Source organism: Bacillus silvicola (assembly GCF_050524305.1).
Classification (GTDB): Bacteria; Bacillota; Bacilli; order Bacillales; family Bacillaceae_G; genus Bacillus_A; species Bacillus_A cereus_AT.
Genome location: NZ_JBNGVC010000012.1, coordinates 527,856 through 547,652 on the forward strand (window position 1 = coordinate 527,856; position 19,797 = coordinate 547,652).

The following is a 19,797-nucleotide window of genomic DNA, read 5'->3' on the forward strand; positions in this document are numbered from 1 at the left end:
TATTTATTGACGGAGGAATTTTATGACTACTGTTATGACACTCAATACAGCACAAGAAATTGAAAACGCAGAAATACATATGCTTTCTTCTAGATTAGCGCTAATGCAAGCAATAAGCGGCAACCCAATGCAAGTACAAATGAAAAAGCTTGGGAGTGCCACTGCCTTTTCATCAAAAGTAATTGCTGGTCCTGCTTTTAACACAGTAAAAGGTGTTACCTTTACAACTACAGATGAGTTAGATGAAATTATCTCTTATTATCAATCACTACAAATCCCTTGCCGTTTTGAAATTACACCAGCGCAAGGTACAGCTGAATTATTTCAATACTTATCTCAAAAAGGATTTTACCAATCTAGCTTCCATACCGCTGTATATAGTAAACCGAAAGAAGATCCTTCTCTTCTTCCTTCTAACATTTTAGTACGCAAACTAAAAGAAACTGAGTTTGATATTTTTGCATATATATATGTATGCGGGTTTAACATGCCATCCTTTACAAAAGATGGCGTGCGCCAAAATAACGAAATTCTTTACAATAAACCAGGCTGGCATTTTTTCATAGCTGAAGTTCAAAATATCCCTGCAGGCATTGGTGTACTGTATGTAAATAAAGGTATTGCCTCATTAGCTGCTTCTGCTACTTTACCGGAATTTCAGCGTAAAGGGTGTCATACTGCATTAATTCAAAAACGAATAGAAACAGCTATAGCAACAGACTGTCATTTAATAGTTGGACAAGCAAGGTTCGGTAGCATCAGTCAAAATAATATGGAGCGCGCTCATTTAAAAATCGCTTATACGAAATCCATATGGACTGCAAAAGACATATAATTAACATTTTTTCTCCTTCCATTACAATCTTATACATTCTATGACAATTCCTTTTCTATCCTATTAATCATTTGAATATTCAAACTAGATTTGTTACGCTATTACTAGATACATCATTCAACTTGCAATATGAAAAGAGAGTTCTAATCAAACTACAAGGAGGAGAAATGTATGACTAAGCATAATTATGGTTTAAAAGAAAAAGTAGAAGGTGCCATCGATAAGGTAAAGGGTGAAGTAAAAGAAGTTGTCGGAAAAGTAACTGACAATAAGAAATTACAAGCCGAAGGAAAATGGAATAAGGTGAAAGGCACTGCTAAAGATACAGTTGGTAATGTAAAAGAAAAAGTACATGAATATAAGGAACATAAATAATAAAAACACGTTAGATGTATTTCCATCTAACGTGTTTTTTTATTTTATCTTTACTTTATATACATAACTAACCAAATAACATACAATATATTTTTATTTCTCTATACTCTTTGTAAGCGGTTCTTTAAAGGCATTTCTATTCCACACAGCAAAAACAATAAGAGAAATAATAAAGAATACAACAAGACATATACCCAAATAATCAAAATTAACTACCTGTATGAGATTCCAAAACGGGCCCTGTAAATTATAGCTTTCAATAAGCAAAGATAATAGTTGATAACCCCCTATTAAAAAAGCCGTTATAACAGATATTGAGGTAATTAATACATTATATGAATTTCTTATTCGACTATTTTCCATTGCCCACTTATAATTCGTATTCATGAATGTACTATCTAATGTATCCATCAACGACATTCCTGCAGCAAACAAAATAGGAAAAGCAAATATACTTACAAGTGGAATGGACTGACTTGTTGCAGTTACTGTAGAAAGAGCAATTAATCCAATTTCACTTGCTGTATCAAAACCAAGCCCAAATAAAAAACCAATCATATACAATTGCTTTTGACTATCAATAAACCTAAATAAGTGCTGCGTGAAACGATATATAAATCCTAAGTTTTCTGGTTGCTTATCCTCTTGGCTTCGTAACACTTTAATAAGGTACAACAGATTGGTAAGACCGATAATAATAAGGAATGTGCTAGAAACGATTGTACCGATAATACCGCCTATAGTAGAAAAACTCTCCATTCCATGTTTTGCCGTTTTTCCAATTAAAGCAATTAATACTATCATCACAAATACTACAGTAGAGTGTCCTAATGAGAAGTAAAATCCCACCCCCTGTGAGTTCTTACCTTTTTCAATTAATTTCCGAACAGTATTATCAATTGCGACAATATGATCACTATCAAACGCATGACGCAATCCTAAAGAATATGCAATAATAGCCATTCCAATTATGCTATTGCCTTTATACAGTGCAGGTAATAATAAGAGAATTCCAAGCACATGAAGAAATATGATAATAACAAAAAAGTTAGTTGCTTTTTTCAGTTCACTTTTCCACATAGTTACGAACCCTTTCTACTCTAAATTGAATACTCTTAAAAAAGAAAAGTGCCATAATGAAAACTAAAATCGTTATAATAGTCACTAAAATAATTACAAAATCATTTAACACGTCTGTATGATTTGTAAGTGTTAACAAAGCTGGTATCGTTGCAGTAATCCAAGATTCAATGAAGCAAACAATCCCTACATAAATATGGATCTTCTTTTTCAACCCATCTTGCAGGAAAAATAAAAACCAAAGGAACGCCCAAAAGAACCAAATTATTGTACTTTGTAGACTTCCACTCTCATGTAATTGATTCACTATTCCCATAACCGTCGCAATAATAGCAACCCAAAGAGAATAGTAACCTACACCCGAAGAATCAAGTTTTAATATATTCGTAAGACCAACATATAAATAAGTAAAACCAAATAAAAAAATAGTTCCATTAGATAGGATAGTCCACTCATCGGATGGACTTCCTGTAAATAATAAATATAATGGTGTCAAAGTTTGTAATGCCCCTACAAATAAATTGAAGTACCCTACGCTTTTGCTATCAATGAGTTTAAAAGCTGCTAGTGAATTCATAAATAGAACTGCACCGACAAACAATAATCCCACATTAGTCATAGTATCCCCTTCTCCTACTTAATATTTTCGATAGGATGTTAATTCTTCATGCAAACAGTTCTCTCTAACAAAACGATGACACTGAAAAAATATGGACTCCATATCCTCTGTATTATGACTGAGTATGCGTATGACAAAACCTTTACAGGGCATAGAAGATATTCCAATCTTCATATTATTGGCGTTAGAAAGCGACGTTTTCAATGCTGCAATTAAATCATTTGTAATGTTCTCATTAATAACTATGAAAGTACCATAATGGGAATATTGATTTAATATTCCCATTTGATCTAACGACTCTTTGAAAGGGTTTAACAATAGATGATCGTAAACTACAAGTTTGTTTTCCATATATATTTTTGTTAGCGAATCAAAATACTGGTATGTGAACTTCTCCATATTTGGAGACCAACCAGGCGTAACTGAATCACATAAAATCAATGTAGAATTACTTTGCATATATATATTTGTTTTTTGCTTATATGCTGCATCCTTGTACATAATTAACGGATCTGGTAAATACTCCATAACAGCATTTTCACCAATACAAACATTCAATTCTTGCAAAGCATAACTATTTGGAGTCTTGTAAACTTTCGTTGCTGATTGGCTTGTTACATATGTTTTCGCATCTTCACGAACATTTATATTTATAGAATAGAAGTCTCCTTTTAAATAGCCTCCACCAGAATTCATGATATAGTAATATGCTCTACCATAATCGTCCAAATATATTGGCTGCGTTACTTTTAAGGCATCTTTATGATAAACCTTAATAGGTACGGTTTTATGTCTCTTTTCCATCACATCAATGTTTAAGACACCTGTAGGGGCTTTCATTTTTTCAATCCTTCTAACATGATGTTTTGTCGCATCCAATTTATTAATTCCTGTAAGCCTTCCTCATCCTTCAAATTTGTAAAAAAATATGGTTTATTATGTCGGTAATTTTTCGTATCCTGCTCCATAACTCCAAGATCAGCCCCTACATAAGGTGCCAAATCCGTTTTATTAATCACAAATACATCAGATTTGATCATTCCTTGTCCACCTTTACGAGGAATCTTTTCTCCTTGTGCCACATCGATAATATAAATTGAAAAATCCACTAGCTCTGGACTAAATGTAGCAGCTAAATTATCACCCCCACTTTCAATAAAAATAATATCTAAATTATTATGTCTAATCATGAGTTCTTCAATTGCTTCAAAATTCATAGAAGCATCCTCTCGAATTGCTGTATGTGGACACCCTCCTGTCTCTACACCAATAATTCTATCTTCTGGCAAAACACCTGTTTTCAATAAAATCTTTGCATCTTCTTTCGTATAAATATCGTTTGTAATTGCTGCAATTTCATAATCTGTATTTAAATATTTTGTTAACTTTTCAACTAACATTGTTTTCCCAGCACCTACCGGGCCACCAATACCAATTTTAATAGGCTTTATCATTTTATTTTTCCTCCCTATGACATGAAGACTCTTATATTTACATCTTCATGTTGCATTTGATTTATTTCGAATTCAGGATCATTCAATCCAAAATCCTCTAATGAAAGCATTTGAATTCTATCAATAGATTCACAGATCAATTCATGGCATTCTTGTAATAGTTTTTGACCATCTGTTTGCCCAAGAGGAATGGCTCTCACACCATTTTGAATAATGCTTCCAACACTTGAATATAAGAAAACTAAGAGCGTTTCTTCTATTGTCATTTTCAATTCCGCCCCTAATATTCCGTATACAATACTAGGATGTCCTTGTAATCTATTACAAAAAATATTTTCTTTGTACACATTTAAATTTTCAAATGAAAACAATTCACAACACAACTTAGAGGCACTTTTACTAATCATTCTATTTGCTTTTCTACATTCAAAAGGCAATGTTTGTGCCGTTATTAATTCATCTAAAAATGTAATTTTCTTATCATCATTATTCTTAATGGCTTCGTAAGTATATTTGCAAATTAAGCCGTCCGTGTGTGTTAATTGCACTTTTACATATCGATTAATCCATTTGAAAAATTCGCCTTTATTTGTAACTTGTCCCTCTTGAATAAATGTTTCTAATCCAAAAGAGTGACTAAAACTTCCTGTTGGGAAGTTCGAATCACTAATTTGGAGTAGGTTAAGTAGGTTAAATATGCTTATGTGAAGCATGCTTGAACGGTTTTGGTAATACTCTATGTTCTTTTTGATAAGGAACACCTTCCTTTTTGAGTAACTCTTCTACTAAGTAGTCGTTCGCCAAAATCATACACCCTTCATCGAATTGTGCTGGCAAATGTCTATTTCCTAAGTTATGCGCAATAATTCCCATTTCTTTTATTGACGTTGGAGTAATTACAATTACCTCTTCTGGTAACACTTCAATATATACAATACGATGTTCATCTTCATATAAAATATCACCGTTCTTTAATGTTTCCCCATTATCTAAAGACACTCCAATTTCAAAACCAGATTCTGAAAATAATTTCTGAACCCTCTTCAGTAAAAGTTCACTAGAAATCAATATTTTATCAAGATGCTTTTTTGTATTTGAAAAATCATTCATATTGCATACGTTGTTATTAATTTTTTCAATAATCATTTTATCTCCCCCGTTATATCAAAATAAAAAATATCTTTGAGCCATAGGTAATACATCTACTGCTTCACACGTAATAACTTGTCCATCAACTTTAACTTCATATGTCTGCGGATCTACTTCAATTTCTGGTGTTGCATTATTCAGCTTCATATCTTGCTTAGAAATCTCTCTCGTATTTCTAACAGGTAATACAACTTTATTTAAACCTAATTTTTCTTTAATATTATTCTCATAAGCTACTTTAGATACAAATGTAATCGAACTTGACTGTACTGCTTTTCCATATGCACCAAACATCTTTTTTTCATAATATGGTTGTGGTGTAGGGATCGAAGCATTCTCATCTCCCATTAATGCCATCACTACCATCCCGTTTTTCAAAACCATATCTGGCTTAACACCGAAAAATTGGGGATCCCATATTACAAGGTCTGCATACTTTCCTACTTCAATAGAGCCGACATATTCTGAAATCCCATGTGTAATAGCTGGATTAATCGTATACTTAGCTATATAACGTTGAATTCTATTATTATCGTTATATTCTTTATCTCCCTCTAAACTACCAATCTGCTTTTTCATTTTATCGGCGGTTTGCCAATTGCGAATAATAACCTCTCCAACCCTTCCCATCGCCTGTGAGTCAGAGCTAATCATGCTGAAAACCCCTAAATCTTGCAAAATATCCTCTGCTGCAATTGTTTCTTTTCGAATCCTTGAATCCGCAAACATTACATCTTCTGGAATATTTGCTTTTAAATGATGACATACCATGAGCATATCTAAATGTTCATCCAACGTATTCACTGTATATGGCAAGGTCGGGTTCGTTGAAGAAGGTAAAATATTATTCAGTGCAGCAATCTTTATAATATCTGGTGCATGCCCACCGCCAGCCCCTTCAGTGTGGTACGTATGAATAACACGATTATCAATAGCCTTTATCGTTTCTTCCACAAAACCACATTCATTTAACGTATCCGTATGAATAGCAACTTGAATATCATATTTATCGGCGATCTGTAACGAGTGATTAATTGCTGAAGAAGTCGCGCCCCAATCTTCATGAATTTTTAATCCAATAGCCCCTGCAAATATTTGTTCTTCCAGGGCAGGTAAACTTGAACTATTTCCTTTCCCTAAAAACCCAAGATTTATAGGAAAAGCTTCTGCTGCTTCTAGCATTTTTCTTAAATTCCAAGATCCAGGTGTTATTGTAGTTGCCTTAGTACCCTCTGCCGGTCCTGTTCCTCCACCAATTAAAGTTGTTATACCTGAAGCTAATGCTGTATCAATTTGTTGTGGGGATATGAAATGCACGTGTGTATCAATACCTCCAGCTGTAACGATTTTCCGCTCACCAGAAATTACTTCCGTTGATGTTCCAATGATGATATCAATATTATCCATAACTGAAGGATTACCACTCTTACCAATTGCTGAAATCCTTCCATCTTTTATACCAATATCCGCTTTATATACTCCTGTATAATCAATAATAATTGCATTGGTAATAACAACATCCACAACACCCTGTTCCCTTGTAAGTTGCGAATTTTGTCCCATACCATCTCTAATTGATTTCCCTCCACCAAAGACAGCTTCATCACCATATACGGTGTAATTCCGATCAATATGTGCGAATAATTGTGTATCCGCTAAACGAATAGAATCTCCTGTAGTTGGACCATATAAATCAGCATATTGTTTACGTGACATCTTAAAGCTCATGCTATCTCCCTCTTTTTTTGTAAGATTGAATATCGCCATCCACTTTATTTTTAAATCCATATACTTCTTGCTTCCCTGAGTATGGAACTAATTCAATCGTTTTTTCATCCCCAGGCTCGAATCTTACCGCTGTACCCGCTGGAATATTTAAATGTTGTCCAATTGCTACACTACGATTGAACTTTAACGCCTCATTCACTTCATAAAAGTGGTAATGAGATCCAATTTGAATCGGTCTATCTCCCTGATTTAACACCTTAACTTTCGTTGCTTTTTTATTTCCATTACATACTATGTCTTCTTTCGCAAGGATATATTGCCCTGGAATCATCTCATTCACTTCCTTTAATGAATTGGTTGATGAATAGTTACTAATTTTGTTCCATCAGGAAAAGTTGCCTCAACTTGAATATCTGATATCATGTCTGCAATACCATCCATAACATCTTCAGCACTTAAAATATTTTTTCCAAGCTCCATTAATTCCGCTACATTTTTACCATCTCTTGCTCCTTCCAAAATTTCATACGTAATAATAGCGATACTTTCTGGATAGTTTAACTTAAGCCCTCTCTCCTTTCGTCGATAAGCTAAATCAGCCGCAGCAACTACCAGCAGTTTATCAATTTCTCTTGGCGTTAATCTCATTACAATCTTCCTTTCTGAAGTATTTTAAAACTAAGAATATTCTAAAAATAAAAAGTGTACTTCCAATGTCCTTTCCGTGTTTTCTCCATGTTTTTTTCTGCCAATCAAATAAAAAAAGACTAGAATTTCTAGTCTTTTTTTATTTCCCTTCATTCTTCTCTAACACATACAAATCTTCTTCAATATTCGTTAATTTCTCACTTACAAGTTTTCTTGCATCTCCAATTGCTTGATTGTATGCAAATGGTCCTACTAACTTTATCATTTCTTCTATTAAACGTTCTGCTTGGAAACGTCCAATCTCATCTAAATCTTCTTCAACAAAAAATTGCTGAATTTGTGCTACAAGCTCTTCTTTTTTATCATTTGGTATTTTTATGTTCATCATCATTCGTTACTCCTCTATATTTAAGATAATACTTTTCTTAACTCTACCATAGAAAAGCGATTTCCTGGACAAGTTTTTGTAACCCCTTCTAACTCCCTATGGCCGAGTATATTTACTTTCTCTATGGCAAACTGCTTCATAAACATTTTACATAAAGAATATAATGAATTCATTTGCGGGGTAGTTGGATCATATTTATCAAAATTTCCCGTCATACATATTCCAATTGTGTCACTATTATTATCTTTCGCATGTGCTCCAATATGTAAACCTCGCCCTTCGACTACAGTTCCATCTTCTTCAATAAAATAATTGTAACCAATCCCGCTCCATCCTCTTACCTTTTGATGAAATTCGTGAGTTTTATACACATCCCATCCATCTTCTGACGTATGGTGGATAATCAGTTTATTTACTTTCTCTAAAGGAACTAATTCATCTTGAAATGTTAAATTTACACATTTAATTTTCATTTGAACTTCCTCCCCTTAAAAATCAATTATAATAATTGTTTTATCATCTGGTCTTATTCTATTTTCTCCTTCTAGCCTTTCAATGATTGCTACATATTCTTTTATACTATTCTTTCTTATATATACCACAATTTGTTCTAACGACCACTCCGGATGGAACAATCCGTCCGAACAAATAAAGATCCCACTTACATCAGCTACATGTAATTCCCCATGTTGTAAATAAGTCATTGCCTCTTTCATCCCATTTGCAACTGAGTAACCGTTTGGCACATTTGCAAGATAGCGGTTGTATTTTAACTGCTCCCGAACATCTTGAAAAACATGTTCTTCTGGGACTTGTAATCCTTTTTTACGATCCTCTTCTCTCTTCTTTTTTGCACGTTTACTAATTCCCTTAACTGTATCTTTTGTTAATACTCTTATCGCTCCATCCTGAAGTATTGCAACAATCATACAATCACCTAATTGTGCATATTCAAGTTTCTCGCCTTTTATTTGAACTGCTGCAATACATGTACACCACAGATGGTCTTTTTTTCTCGTATCGACCTTGTACTCTAGCATCTTGTTTTGCAATAATTCATTCGCCTTTGCAACTTCACCTTGTAAACTATTAATCTCCCTTAACGAAGTAAAATGACTTGCAAATAAATGCGAAGCGATGTATGCTCCATTATGTCCTTCTTCATCACCAAAAGGAACGAGCGGTGTTGCTCCATCACATACACCATAAATCATTTTATCTTCATTACAAAAAAATGAATCCTCACACTCTTGTTTTAAAGGACTCTTTTGTTGGTATGTTGTTATCTTCATATCTGTATCCCCTCCCAATTTACCAAACACTCGAACTATTTAGATTAATCTAATTTTCCAAAATAAACTGTTTTCCCCTAAAACTTTCAATTTCATATATAATCTTGAAATAATATGATTATTTAGTGAAGGACGGGAAAGAGATGGTCAGATTTCTTGGTGTTATTTTTGGTTCTATTATTATTGCAATTGCCTTTAATCTTTTCCTTATCCCCCATAAAATTTTAAGTAGTGGAATTGGCGGAATTGCTATTATTTTAGGAATTGCAACCCCTGTGAACACAGGTATTATTAACTTTGTATTGAACTTACCTATCCTTATTTTAGGATACATAGGTCTTGGAAAAAAAGTAATTTTTAACACAGTTGTCTCTGTAATTGTATTATCTGTTGCACTATATTATATTCCTGTAAAAGTCGTGGCAACAGACCCACTTTTATCATCTGTATTTGGCGGTGTCATCGCCGGAGCTGGTATTGGTCTTGTCTTTAACTGCCATGGTTCAACTGGTGGATTTGATATTATCGGTATGTTGTTATCTCGTAAGCGAGATATTAAACTTGGTGGATTCCTTATTGCATTAAATACTGTTGTTGTTGTCATTGCAGGATTTTTCTTCACTTGGGATGTTGCCCTTACAAGCTTACTTTCAATTTATGTAACTGGTAAAGTAATTGATGCCGTTCATACGAAGCATCGTAAAGTTACACTTATGATTGTAACAAATCAAGCAGAAGAAATGAAAAAAAAGCTTCTTTCAACTGTAGTACGCGGAATTACATTACTGGATGGTGAAGGTGCTTATTCAAACGAGAAAAAACGTGTACTTATGACAGTCGTTTCTCGTGAAGAGTTAGCAAGTATGAAACTAACAATTTCCGAAATTGATCCTCATGCATTCGTTAATATTACGGAGACTGTTGAAGTATTAGGATTGTTTAGAAAAGCGTAAAAAACTAGGTGGACCTCCACCTAGTTTTTATTTTCCATGAATTCAATTCGATTTCCAAACGGATCTGACACGTAAAATCTAATCACATCTGGTCGTGCATTGTCATCTATTATTTCAACACCTTGCTTTATTAACTCTTGTTTAAATTCATTAATTTTCAAAACATAAAAAGCTGGATGCGCTTTTTTAGCTGGATTAAAGTTTTGCTCAACTCCGATATGAATCTCTTGATTTCCACACTTAAACCAACACCCACCACGCTTCTTTAATTCCTCTGGCTTTGGGATTTCCTCCATACCAATTTTATTACCATAAAATTCTCGTGCTTCTTCTTCACATCCTACTGGCGCCGCTACTTGTACATGATCAATTCCTTGAATATAATTTTTCATATTCCTTCCCCCTCTTCTATTCTAATGTTATAACGAAAATACATTCATGTAACTTAGAAAAAATTAATAAAGCAATATAAGATTCTCTTATTATTTATTTTATATCCCTTACCAAAATCAAGAAAATAAATTTTATTCGGTAATTTCCATTTTTTATAGAAATACACATCAAACCTATATTATAGTTATTAATAGATCCATCTTTTTTAGATGCCAGTTGTACGGAGGAAATATTATGAGTCGTAAAAAATATTCATCTACTCAAAAAAAGCGTCACCCAAACGTATCAGGACGCCTACGAAACCATATACAAAATCGTTCTTTAGCAGAAATGTATGCATCTCTTTTTGAACATAATCCTGATAGTATTATTTCATTGAATTTAGAAGGAGTTATTTTACATATTAACCCCGCTGCTGAAAGAATATTAGGTTATACTTCTAGCGAATTAGAGCGAAAAATAATCACTTCTATTTTAGAAGCACATATTTCTGATCGAGTACTACAATACATAAAAAATACTGCAGCTGACAATCAACAAGAGTATATCGTCTCTATTTATCATAAAGACGGGTATTCACTAGATGTCGTAACAAAATTAGTTCCTATTTTTGTTGAAAACCGTTTAACAGGTGTATACGCCATTATGAAACCCCTTGAAAAATCCGAAAGAATTGAGAAAGCATTACAAGAGAGTGAGAAACGATTACGCACATTAATGAATTCAATGCCTGCGTTTGTTATTTTTAAGGATCATGAAGGGCGCTGGCTTGAAGCGAATGACTATGCGCTTTCTTGTTTCAATTTCCATAGCGTTCCTTATCATGGAAAAAGAGATAATGAACTCATTCAATATAACGAAGCATATCGGGAAGCTTTTTTGCATTGTGAAGAAGTTGATGAACTAACATGGCAAAAAGGACAAATTCTTCACGGAGAGGAATTTATTATACATAGAGATGATTTCGACTTAATTTTAAGTATTTCAAAGGTTCCACTCTTCCACCCTGATGGCTCACGCAAAGGTCTTATAGTGATGGGAAGGGACGTTACCGAACTAAAAGAAACTGAAAAGTTATTACGAAAATCCGAAAAACTTGCAGTAGTAGGACAACTGACAGCTGGAATTGCCCATGAAATTAGAAACCCACTCACTTCATTAAAAGGATTTTTAACATTATTACATCCAGAAATAAATGAGGAAAATAAATGGTATGTGGACGTTATGTTGAGTGAAATTTCACAAATGGAATCTATAACAAGCCAATTTATGGCGATGTCTAAACCACAAGTGTTATCTATTCATACATACAACGTACAAGCATTAATTGAAGAAGTTGTAACTTTTATTTTACCAACAGCAATTATGCATAGCGTTCATATCATCATGGATCATTTCGATTATATTTCTGACATTCAATGTGACAGCAATCAATTAAAACAAGTTTTTATTAACATATTAAAAAATGCAATCGAGGCGATGCCTGATGGTGGTAACATATTCATTCAAACAGCTTCGTTAGAAAATGATTTTATTTCAATACGCATTATTGATGAAGGTTGTGGGATTCCTGAAGAGCGCATGGCTCGTCTTGGCGAACCTTTTTATAGCTTGAAAGAAAAAGGAACTGGCCTTGGCTTAATGATGTGCTATAAAATCATTCAAGAGCATCACGGAAAATTATTCATTTCCAGTGAATTAAACATAGGAACAACTGTCGATATCCAATTACCGATTACTACAGCTCAGCCTGTAACAAACTCTTAACTATGCTAAATTAATATAGTAAAAGACATCTGTTATAAGTAGTTGGGTTATTGCGGAAAACATCTACACTAATACGTTAAAAAGCTCAAAGTCCCTATATGACTCTGAGCTTTATTTTTGTATACGATTTATTTTATTAAATCCACTCTTTTCCATGTTTACGAATAAACTGAATATCATTTTCATAATGTTCAAGATGCCCTTCATCTATCATCTTTTGGAAGTTCATATCGCCTTCTAGTGCTTTTCTTTTCATGTATTTACATAATCCTTCTAATCGTAGAAGTACCATCTCCAAATAATCCTTGGCCATGCCATCACTTTTATAGGATTCAAAAAACAATTTAACTCTTTGCTTTATACGGTCTGCATGCTGTAATGAATTATAATAAACCGCCTCACCTGTTTCCTTATAATAAACTCTACTTAATGGGACACAAGTGTAAAGAGTATAGGCTATGTCCCAAAGTCTTGGTCCAGGACCCGCAACATCAAAATCAATAATACCTACTGGTTTTTCGTTATTAAAAATAATGTTGTATATTGCAAAGTCATTGTGGCATACAACTTCTATATTATTTGGAGTATTATCCATCGGTTTCCAATCATCTGATAAAGGAAAATCACTCACAGCATCATGATAAAGCCGAAGCATCTTCGCTATTTCTTTTAAAACATCATTAGACCACATGTACTTTTTTAAAGGATAATTACCGGCTTTCCCTTCAATAAATGATAATATCTCTCTATCTTTATCATCAATACCTAAAAACTTTGGTGCATAACTAAAACCTTTGTTTTCCAAATGATTTAATAACTTATGAATTTTGGTACTGCCTTTCTTTAATTCTCGTCGAACAGTATCTTCCGAACGATATACGTTTGAAACATTCCCTCCCGTTAGCATTTCTTCATTTTCGTAGTTTGCCATCTAATAGTTTCCCCCTCATTATTAAAAAAATCCACACTCCTGTTCATTAACAAACAGGAACCCCTTTACTTTTCTTTATATTTTAACATAGTTTTCCTATTCTCCTTTAACCCCTTAAATCACAATAAAAAACGGGTATAAAATCTTTATGATTTTATACCCGTTTTTTGTCTATCATTTATGCCTGTGAAACCATTTTTTCATACCATTCTGTTGCCTTCTCTACTTCACCAATCGTTAATTGATGCCCTCTATTTTCCCAATGCATTGTTACATTTGCATTTGCATTTTCTAATAGCATCTTCAATTCCTCTGACTCAGAAGATGAACAAATTGGATCATTTGTTCCAGCAGCAATAAACACTGCTTTCTCTACTAAATTAGGAAGTTCTATCCCTCTTCTTGGGACCATTGGATGATGAAGAATAGCACCTTTTAATGCATTTTCATAATGGAATAATAAACTCGCTGCAATATTTGCTCCATTTGAATACCCAACAGATACGATATTATCTCTATCAAATTCATATGTTTTTGCTGCTTCATTTAAAAATTCATTTAATTCCTTCGTACGGAAAACAAGATCCTCTTCATCAAAAATACCTTCTGCTAATCGGCGGAAGAAACGAGGCATCCCATTTTCTAATACATTTCCACGAACGCTTAATACAGAAGCTTTTGGATCAATTCTTTCTGCAAGCGGTAATAGATCTAATTCATTTCCTCCTGTGCCATGAAGCAATAACAATACTGGTTTTGATGTATCTTTTCCTTTTTGAAAAACATGTTTCATCATATTCCTTTTCCCCTTTCAATCACTTTAGTCTAGATTTCTCACTTCAAATGGTAAGAGTGTCTGTTCAATTTGTTTTCTATGTTGTTCATATCGGTCCGGTAACTTTAACTCCTCACCCATCGTCTCTAAAGATTCGTCATGGGCAAAACCAGGAGGGTCTGTTGCAATTTCAAATAAGATTTCGCCGTGTTCTCTAAAATAAATTGCGTTAAAATAATTTCGATCTTGTACAGGGGTTACACCATATCCAAAGCGAGACACATGCTCTTTCCAGTCTAGTTGATCGGCATCGTCACTCGCTCTCCAAGCAATATGATGAACTGTACCAACACCCATCTGACCACGTCCGATTGTTGATAACCTCAAGTCGATAATATTTCCAATGTCAGCAGAAGAACGGAATCGAACAAATTCACCTTCTTCTCCAATTTTCTCAAGACCCATAACATGCTCTAACAATTCAGCTGTTTTTTGAGGTTGTGCAGATAAAAGGACAGCACCGCCAAATCCTTTAATTGCTACTTCTGGCGTAACTTCTCCAAAACTCCACGTATTTAATTCGCCCGCTTCTCTTTCTACTAATTCTATATGCAAACCATGCGGATCATCAAATTCCAAATACTTTTCTCCAAAGCGAGTCATTTTTGTATACGAAATATTGAACTTCTCCAATCTCTTTTCCCAAAATCCCATAGCACCTTTAGGTACAGCGTAAGAAGTTATCCCTACTTGACCATCTCCAATAACACCTTGCTGAGCACCTGCCCATGGGAAAAATGTAATAATAGTTCCTGGTGTTCCTCCGTCATTCCCAAAGTAAAGATGATACGTGCCTGGGTCATCAAAATTCACTGTTTGTTTTACTAAACGTAATCCTAATACACCTGCATAAAAATCTACATTTTCTTGTGGATGACCTACGATTGCTGTAATATGATGTATCCCCATTGTTTTCTTTTCCATTTCGCCCACTCCTTCTTCATTTCGTTATAAAAACTGTTTATACACTAAAATTCATTATTCATTTTGCCCATAGCACAAAGTAAAATCCATCATAATAATTTTATCTTGAATTCGAGATATTAACCAAAAAAATTACCACACCAGTGTTCACGGAACTAAAGTTATCTTGAATTCGAGATGTTTTCCAAAAAATATATATGTTATTTCAAATTATAGAACATCTTTACTATTTATATAACGTTCAAAATTTATCTTTGATTCGAGATTTATTATATGTTAATTGTTTTTTATTGTCAATAAGTTCCTTATTTAATTATTTCTCTTTGATTAACTTTATGATCAAAGAAAAGGTCATACAAACGTATGACCTTTAACGCATATATTTTATCTTCTATTTACTATAGGGAACAATTCCGACAGTGGAACGATTCTTCCGCTTTCATCTTTAAACACAATATGCTCTCTCGTTAAATGACGCGGACTCTTCACTCCCGCTGCTGCCGCTAATGAAAACAAACTATATCTCATACTAGTAACATAGTTCATTACTCGCCATTTCTTCTCATACGGATCTAATGCTTTTTGGTAGTGTGGATTCGTAGTTGCAACCCCAGATGGACATTGTCCTGAATTACATTGAAGTGCCATAATACAACCACTCGCCATCATAAATCCGCGTGCTGAATTTACAGCATCTGCACCAATAGCTAAAGCAATCGCCACTTTATCTGGTGTGATTAACTTCCCGGAGGCAAACACCTTTAGTTTATCCCTGACACCAAAATGATTTGCCGTATCAATAAATGTAAGTAATGCCGGTATAAGCGGAAGCCCCATACTATCTGCCATCGATTTATATGTTGCACCTGATCCACCTTCTGAACCGTCGATTGTAATAAAATCTGGATAGATGTTTAATTCTTTCATTGTTTCTAATAAATCTTCCAAAGGCTCCTGTTGACCAATTACAATTTTCATCCCGATTGGTTTACCGCCGTTTTCTTGCAACTTTCGAATAAAATAAAGTGTATCCGCTGCATTTTTTAAAAATGAAAATCGATTCGGTGAATTAATCGTCTCCCCTTCTCGTACGTTCCGAACAGAAGCAATTTTCTCATTTACTTTTTGTCCCTCTAGATGGCCACCACGTATTTTAGCACCTTGCCCAAATTTCAACTCGAACGCCTTAATATTACTTTCTTTCGCTTTATCCATAAATTTCTCCATTGAAAAATTCCCGTCTTCATCACGGTATCCGAATAACCCTGGACCAATTTGCGCAACGATATTCGCACCTGTATGTAAATGTTCTGGAATTACACCCCCTTCTCCAGTATTAATCCATGATCCACCTGCCATTTTCGCACCAAAACCGCTCGCTAAAATATAATTTTCTCCAATCGCACCGTAAGATGTCGCTGATGCTCCAAACATTCCATGTAGCTTCCACGGATATTTTTGGTTTTCACCGACTATAATTGCATCGTCTTCTTCATACAGCCAAAGATTTGTTGTATCCGCTGTCAATTTTTCTCTTCTTGAAAATAAACCTTCTTTATGAATCACATACTTTTTACCTTCTCGCTCTTGCAATAGATTCACACTTAATTCCTCAGTTAATATCGGAAACAATGTATTAGCAATATAATAGCCAGAAGCTTCAAAATCTCGTTTCGATCCAAAACCAAGTATTTCAGAGCGATATTTCGCTAAAAACATAACACTTTGAAAATCATAACGTGAAAAAGGCTTTCCATCCGTATCGTGATCAAACCAATATTGCCGAAATTCAGGCCCTATCTTTTCAAGTAAATAGCGCATTCTCCCTAAGTATGGATGCAGTTTTAATATAGAATGATGCGTCCGTTTTTTTACAAAAAATGTAATGATAAAAAAGATGATTAAAAGTAACATCAAAAAGAGCAATATACTAATAATAACGAGTAGCGTTTCACTCATTCCGCTTCCTCCTATGAAATTCCATAATAAAAGGAGAACACTCGATGTGTTCTCCTTTTATCTTTATTCACACTAATGTTACAAGATGCTCTTTCGCGTCATATTCAACTAAACTTTCAGCACGTTTAATGCGATGAACAAAGTCTGGATTAGCAATTAACGGTCTTCCGAATGCTGCTACATCAATTGTTCCTTCTTGTAGTGCTTCTTCTGCCTCTTTCGGATTCAAATTACCTACTCCAACTATAGTACCATCCCAATATTTTCTTACTAGTTGATGAAAATTCTTTCCGTCAGCAATCACTTGCGTATAATTCATCGTTGAAGGATGGATCATCGTTAACCCCGCTTCTTTAAACATATTTACGAACGTTTCAAGCGCAAGTTCAGGATTTTCCCACATATAAGTAGGGTTATCACCTTTAAAGGCAGAGAAGCGAAGAAGTGTTTTATCAGCTCCAACTGCTTCAATTACAGCCTGAACAACTTCTTTCATAAACGTTAATCTTTGCTTTAAATCACCGCCGTATTTATCAGTTCGCTTATTCGCAAGTTCATAAGTAAATTGATCAATTAAATATCCGTGTGCACCGTGAATTTCTACACCATCAAATCCAGCTTCTATCGCATTCTTCGCAGCTTGTGCATATTGACCAATTACTTTCTTTATTTCTTCTATTGTCATTTCTTCTGGTGTATCAAACGGTTTACGAAAACGTGGAACATTCCCTTCTGCAGCAATGGCTGACGGTGCTTGCGGCAATTGACCACCAATTATTTCATGGTGACTCATGCGTCCAACATGCCATATTTGAGCAATAATCGTTCCACCTTCTTTATGTACTGCCTCCGTAACCGGTTTCCAAGAGTTGATCTGTTCTTGTGTATAAATCCCTGGTACTCCTGGGTTTCCTTTTGCTCTCGGACTAATAACAATTCCTTCTGTAATAATTAATCCAATCCCATCCTCGGCACGTTTTCGGTAATACTCTACTACGTCAGTGCCAACTACTCCGGTTTCATTGTCTGCAAAACATCTCGTCATCGGTGCCATTGCAATACGATTACGAAGAGACCAAGATCCAATTTGAATCGAATCAAACAACTTCGTCTTTTCAATATTTTCAAAAGATCCCCAAGCATTTATATTTGTTCCTTCATAAATACTTGCCGCTTTATTATTTGAACTTGTCATTTTTCTTCCCCCTAAAAAAATCTTACTATAATCGCATCATACTTACTTATAGATAGTAACGTCAATTTATACGCTTTTACCATAAAACATTCGAATATCAAAAAAATAGAATGATATAAATAAAATTAAAAAAGGTTTCCTAAGCAGGAAACCTTTTTTAGTTGACCATATATGGCTAACAATTCGTTTATCTCTTTTATATAAAGAATATAAACTATTATTATCTCTTCACATATAAAAAATTACTTAACAATAGAAGTGAGAGTGGTTCAGTATTCTTCTAAAAATAATAACTTATATATACCTAAAACAATGAAAGCCCTACCTCTCTTTCATCCTTACGGCTCCTCGTCCGTGCCAGTGTGAATCAGGATTGCAAAAATCAAGTAACTATTTTATCGAAGTATTTAATGAAACTTCGAACATTCGTAAAAGAATTTAAAAAATAAAAATGGATTTGATTGTAGTAGTAACAAAAGAGGTTAATGCTCTAAAAGTGGTTTGAAAGAGTTGAATGTCTTTGAAATGATTGATTCTCTATAATTATATTCCCAAAAAATTCAAGATCTTTTTTGGGATGTAATACATTATTTGTAATAAATCTTAACAAAAGCTTTTTATTTGATTTTCTGTGATACCTTCAATTAATCCCAGTTCACTAATCAAAAATTCATGTGCGTTATCTAACATTTTCTTTTCGCTTGCATTAAGTGCTTTTTCTTTCTGCATACGCAATAAATCACGTACAACTTCAGCACCTTCTTGTATTTTACCCGTTTTTATTTTATCAGTGTTCAATTTATACCTTTGTTTCCACGTAAGTAATCTATCTGATTCCCCATGTTGAAAAACATCTATTAAGTGTGTTAATGCCTTTAAATCTGTAACTGGTCGTATATTTGAATTCAATATTTTCCCCATAGGAATCATTACTTCCATATTACTAGCCGACATTTTTATAACATAATACTGTTGTTTTTCCCCTGAAATTTCCTTTTCTTCTATGGCTTTAATTATACCTGCTCCGTGCATTGGATAAACAATGTTATCGCCAATTTGAAACAAATAATCCACCTCCATATATGGTAACCTTCTCAAGCATAACACACATTTATTTTTTTAGCAAAATTTTTATAATATCACAAAATTATTTTCCATGTCAATTTATTTACACATAAAAATTCAATTTGTACAGAAACACTAAAGAACCCGCATTTTTGTTACCTTTTCCTCCAATTTTATATACCTTGTAAAACAAAAAATACATCGCTA

At 34.0% G+C, this 19,797-nt stretch carries 23 protein-coding genes; 4 read left to right on the forward strand and 19 right to left on the reverse strand.

Annotation, left to right across the window (positions count from 1 at the left end):
• Positions 1-22 precede the first annotated feature (22 nt).
• Positions 23-835, forward strand: a complete 813-nt coding sequence (locus ACP6L7_RS14545; RefSeq protein WP_097829084.1) for a GNAT family N-acetyltransferase — start codon at positions 23-25, stop codon at positions 833-835.
• Positions 836-1,006: 171 nt separating this feature from the next.
• Positions 1,007-1,210, forward strand: coding sequence for a CsbD family protein (locus ACP6L7_RS14550; RefSeq protein ID WP_097829085.1), 204 nt, complete (start codon positions 1,007-1,009; stop codon positions 1,208-1,210).
• A gap of 93 nt (positions 1,211-1,303) precedes the next feature.
• Here ACP6L7_RS14550 and ACP6L7_RS14555 read toward each other — a convergent pair whose 3' ends face one another.
• The 12 genes from ACP6L7_RS14555 to ACP6L7_RS14610 all read right to left on the reverse strand — a co-directional run bounded on the left by ACP6L7_RS14555 (position 1,304) and on the right by ACP6L7_RS14610 (position 9,568).
• Complete coding sequence (locus ACP6L7_RS14555) at positions 1,304-2,290, reverse strand: HoxN/HupN/NixA family nickel/cobalt transporter (protein ID WP_097829086.1); 987 nt, start codon at positions 2,288-2,290, stop codon at positions 1,304-1,306.
• Positions 2,277-2,909 carry an AmiS/UreI family transporter gene (locus ACP6L7_RS14560; RefSeq protein ID WP_097829087.1) on the reverse strand — a complete coding sequence of 211 codons (633 nt, stop codon included), beginning with the start codon at positions 2,907-2,909 and terminating at the stop codon, positions 2,277-2,279. Before ACP6L7_RS14560 ends, ACP6L7_RS14555 begins: the two co-directional genes overlap by 14 nt.
• Positions 2,910-2,927: 18 nt before the next feature.
• The gene (locus ACP6L7_RS14565) at positions 2,928-3,749 is read right to left on the reverse strand and encodes an urease accessory protein UreD (protein ID WP_097829088.1); all 822 of its coding nucleotides are present in this window, start codon (positions 3,747-3,749) and stop codon (positions 2,928-2,930) included.
• Positions 3,746-4,363, reverse strand: coding sequence for an urease accessory protein UreG (gene ureG, locus ACP6L7_RS14570; RefSeq protein WP_097829089.1), 618 nt, complete (start codon positions 4,361-4,363; stop codon positions 3,746-3,748). Before ureG ends, ACP6L7_RS14565 begins: the two co-directional genes overlap by 4 nt.
• Positions 4,364-4,377: 14 nt before the next feature.
• On the reverse strand, positions 4,378-5,076 hold the full coding sequence (locus tag ACP6L7_RS14575; RefSeq protein WP_430529291.1) for an urease accessory protein UreF: 699 nt from the start codon (positions 5,074-5,076) through the stop codon (positions 4,378-4,380).
• Positions 5,054-5,509, reverse strand: a complete 456-nt coding sequence (locus ACP6L7_RS14580; protein WP_097829091.1) for an urease accessory protein UreE — start codon at positions 5,507-5,509, stop codon at positions 5,054-5,056. Before ACP6L7_RS14580 ends, ACP6L7_RS14575 begins: the two co-directional genes overlap by 23 nt.
• A gap of 18 nt (positions 5,510-5,527) precedes the next feature.
• On the reverse strand, positions 5,528-7,240 hold the full coding sequence (gene ureC, locus ACP6L7_RS14585; protein WP_097829092.1) for an urease subunit alpha: 1,713 nt from the start codon (positions 7,238-7,240) through the stop codon (positions 5,528-5,530).
• A 1-nt stretch (position 7,241) separates the two neighbouring features.
• Positions 7,242-7,571, reverse strand: a complete 330-nt coding sequence (locus ACP6L7_RS14590; protein ID WP_000612162.1) for an urease subunit beta — start codon at positions 7,569-7,571, stop codon at positions 7,242-7,244.
• Between the two features lie 14 nt (positions 7,572-7,585).
• On the reverse strand, positions 7,586-7,888 hold the full coding sequence (locus ACP6L7_RS14595; protein ID WP_097829093.1) for an urease subunit gamma: 303 nt from the start codon (positions 7,886-7,888) through the stop codon (positions 7,586-7,588).
• Positions 7,889-8,027: 139 nt separating this feature from the next.
• The gene (locus tag ACP6L7_RS14600) at positions 8,028-8,279 is read right to left on the reverse strand and encodes a DUF2164 domain-containing protein (RefSeq protein ID WP_002066602.1); all 252 of its coding nucleotides are present in this window, start codon (positions 8,277-8,279) and stop codon (positions 8,028-8,030) included.
• A 17-nt stretch (positions 8,280-8,296) separates the two neighbouring features.
• Positions 8,297-8,749, reverse strand: coding sequence for a peptidoglycan recognition protein family protein (locus tag ACP6L7_RS14605; RefSeq protein WP_097829094.1), 453 nt, complete (start codon positions 8,747-8,749; stop codon positions 8,297-8,299).
• A gap of 15 nt (positions 8,750-8,764) precedes the next feature.
• Complete coding sequence (locus ACP6L7_RS14610; protein WP_097829095.1) at positions 8,765-9,568, reverse strand: protein phosphatase 2C domain-containing protein; 804 nt, start codon at positions 9,566-9,568, stop codon at positions 8,765-8,767.
• Between the two features lie 143 nt (positions 9,569-9,711).
• On the opposite strand from ACP6L7_RS14610, the gene ACP6L7_RS14615 reads away from it, so the two are divergent.
• Positions 9,712-10,521 (forward strand): YitT family protein, encoded by an 810-nt coding sequence (locus ACP6L7_RS14615; protein ID WP_002146290.1) that lies wholly within the window; start codon positions 9,712-9,714, stop codon positions 10,519-10,521.
• Between the two features lie 20 nt (positions 10,522-10,541).
• Here ACP6L7_RS14615 and ACP6L7_RS14620 read toward each other — a convergent pair whose 3' ends face one another.
• Positions 10,542-10,913 carry a VOC family protein gene (locus ACP6L7_RS14620; protein ID WP_071747691.1) on the reverse strand — a complete coding sequence of 124 codons (372 nt, stop codon included), beginning with the start codon at positions 10,911-10,913 and terminating at the stop codon, positions 10,542-10,544.
• Positions 10,914-11,148: 235 nt separating this feature from the next.
• On the opposite strand from ACP6L7_RS14620, the gene ACP6L7_RS14625 reads away from it, so the two are divergent.
• Complete coding sequence (locus tag ACP6L7_RS14625) at positions 11,149-12,681, forward strand: BA3702 family sensor histidine kinase (RefSeq protein ID WP_097829096.1); 1,533 nt, start codon at positions 11,149-11,151, stop codon at positions 12,679-12,681.
• Positions 12,682-12,817: 136 nt separating this feature from the next.
• Here the strand turns inward: ACP6L7_RS14625 and ACP6L7_RS14630 are convergent, their stop codons facing one another.
• From ACP6L7_RS14630 to ACP6L7_RS14655, 6 genes are all read right to left on the reverse strand, one after another.
• Positions 12,818-13,612 (reverse strand): phosphotransferase, encoded by a 795-nt coding sequence (locus tag ACP6L7_RS14630; protein WP_097829097.1) that lies wholly within the window; start codon positions 13,610-13,612, stop codon positions 12,818-12,820.
• 178 nt (positions 13,613-13,790) lie between these two features.
• The gene (locus ACP6L7_RS14635) at positions 13,791-14,405 is read right to left on the reverse strand and encodes an alpha/beta hydrolase (protein WP_141533366.1); all 615 of its coding nucleotides are present in this window, start codon (positions 14,403-14,405) and stop codon (positions 13,791-13,793) included.
• Between the two features lie 27 nt (positions 14,406-14,432).
• Complete coding sequence (locus tag ACP6L7_RS14640) at positions 14,433-15,371, reverse strand: ring-cleaving dioxygenase (protein WP_097829099.1); 939 nt, start codon at positions 15,369-15,371, stop codon at positions 14,433-14,435.
• A gap of 384 nt (positions 15,372-15,755) precedes the next feature.
• The gene (locus ACP6L7_RS14645; RefSeq protein WP_097829100.1) at positions 15,756-17,330 is read right to left on the reverse strand and encodes an FMN-binding glutamate synthase family protein; all 1,575 of its coding nucleotides are present in this window, start codon (positions 17,328-17,330) and stop codon (positions 15,756-15,758) included.
• Positions 17,331-17,397: 67 nt separating this feature from the next.
• On the reverse strand, positions 17,398-18,525 hold the full coding sequence (locus ACP6L7_RS14650; protein ID WP_097829101.1) for an alkene reductase: 1,128 nt from the start codon (positions 18,523-18,525) through the stop codon (positions 17,398-17,400).
• A 603-nt stretch (positions 18,526-19,128) separates the two neighbouring features.
• Positions 19,129-19,590, reverse strand: a complete 462-nt coding sequence (locus tag ACP6L7_RS14655) for a CarD family transcriptional regulator (protein ID WP_170961010.1) — start codon at positions 19,588-19,590, stop codon at positions 19,129-19,131.
• Positions 19,591-19,797: the final 207 nt, after the last annotated feature.

What these genes read in the sequence shown, in the direction of transcription:
- ACP6L7_RS14640 (WP_097829099.1), bottom strand. Translation starts at nt 15,371, where the DNA reads ATGGAAAAGAAAACAATGGGGATACATCATATTACAGCAATCGTAGGT.
- ACP6L7_RS14630 (WP_097829097.1), bottom strand. Translation starts at nt 13,612, where the DNA reads ATGGCAAACTACGAAAATGAAGAAATGCTAACGGGAGGGAATGTTTCA.
- ACP6L7_RS14625 (WP_097829096.1), top strand. Translation starts at nt 11,149, where the DNA reads ATGAGTCGTAAAAAATATTCATCTACTCAAAAAAAGCGTCACCCAAAC.
- ureG (WP_097829089.1), bottom strand. Translation starts at nt 4,363, where the DNA reads ATGATAAAGCCTATTAAAATTGGTATTGGTGGCCCGGTAGGTGCTGGG.
- ureC (WP_097829092.1), bottom strand. Translation starts at nt 7,240, where the DNA reads ATGAGCTTTAAGATGTCACGTAAACAATATGCTGATTTATATGGTCCA.
- ACP6L7_RS14580 (WP_097829091.1), bottom strand. Translation starts at nt 5,509, where the DNA reads ATGATTATTGAAAAAATTAATAACAACGTATGCAATATGAATGATTTT.
- ACP6L7_RS14600 (WP_002066602.1), bottom strand. Translation starts at nt 8,279, where the DNA reads ATGATGATGAACATAAAAATACCAAATGATAAAAAAGAAGAGCTTGTA.
- ACP6L7_RS14615 (WP_002146290.1), top strand. Translation starts at nt 9,712, where the DNA reads ATGGTCAGATTTCTTGGTGTTATTTTTGGTTCTATTATTATTGCAATT.
- ACP6L7_RS14550 (WP_097829085.1), top strand. Translation starts at nt 1,007, where the DNA reads ATGACTAAGCATAATTATGGTTTAAAAGAAAAAGTAGAAGGTGCCATC.
- ACP6L7_RS14620 (WP_071747691.1), bottom strand. Translation starts at nt 10,913, where the DNA reads ATGAAAAATTATATTCAAGGAATTGATCATGTACAAGTAGCGGCGCCA.
- ACP6L7_RS14610 (WP_097829095.1), bottom strand. Translation starts at nt 9,568, where the DNA reads ATGAAGATAACAACATACCAACAAAAGAGTCCTTTAAAACAAGAGTGT.
- ACP6L7_RS14605 (WP_097829094.1), bottom strand. Translation starts at nt 8,749, where the DNA reads ATGAAAATTAAATGTGTAAATTTAACATTTCAAGATGAATTAGTTCCT.
- ACP6L7_RS14565 (WP_097829088.1), bottom strand. Translation starts at nt 3,749, where the DNA reads ATGAAAGCCCCTACAGGTGTCTTAAACATTGATGTGATGGAAAAGAGA.
- ACP6L7_RS14635 (WP_141533366.1), bottom strand. Translation starts at nt 14,405, where the DNA reads ATGAAACATGTTTTTCAAAAAGGAAAAGATACATCAAAACCAGTATTG.
- ACP6L7_RS14645 (WP_097829100.1), bottom strand. Translation starts at nt 17,330, where the DNA reads ATGAGTGAAACGCTACTCGTTATTATTAGTATATTGCTCTTTTTGATG.
- ACP6L7_RS14545 (WP_097829084.1), top strand. Translation starts at nt 23, where the DNA reads ATGACTACTGTTATGACACTCAATACAGCACAAGAAATTGAAAACGCA.
- ACP6L7_RS14575 (WP_430529291.1), bottom strand. Translation starts at nt 5,076, where the DNA reads ATGCTTCACATAAGCATATTTAACCTACTTAACCTACTCCAAATTAGT.
- ACP6L7_RS14555 (WP_097829086.1), bottom strand. Translation starts at nt 2,290, where the DNA reads ATGTGGAAAAGTGAACTGAAAAAAGCAACTAACTTTTTTGTTATTATC.
- ACP6L7_RS14595 (WP_097829093.1), bottom strand. Translation starts at nt 7,888, where the DNA reads ATGAGATTAACGCCAAGAGAAATTGATAAACTGCTGGTAGTTGCTGCG.
- ACP6L7_RS14590 (WP_000612162.1), bottom strand. Translation starts at nt 7,571, where the DNA reads ATGATTCCAGGGCAATATATCCTTGCGAAAGAAGACATAGTATGTAAT.
- ACP6L7_RS14650 (WP_097829101.1), bottom strand. Translation starts at nt 18,525, where the DNA reads ATGACAAGTTCAAATAATAAAGCGGCAAGTATTTATGAAGGAACAAAT.
- ACP6L7_RS14560 (WP_097829087.1), bottom strand. Translation starts at nt 2,909, where the DNA reads ATGACTAATGTGGGATTATTGTTTGTCGGTGCAGTTCTATTTATGAAT.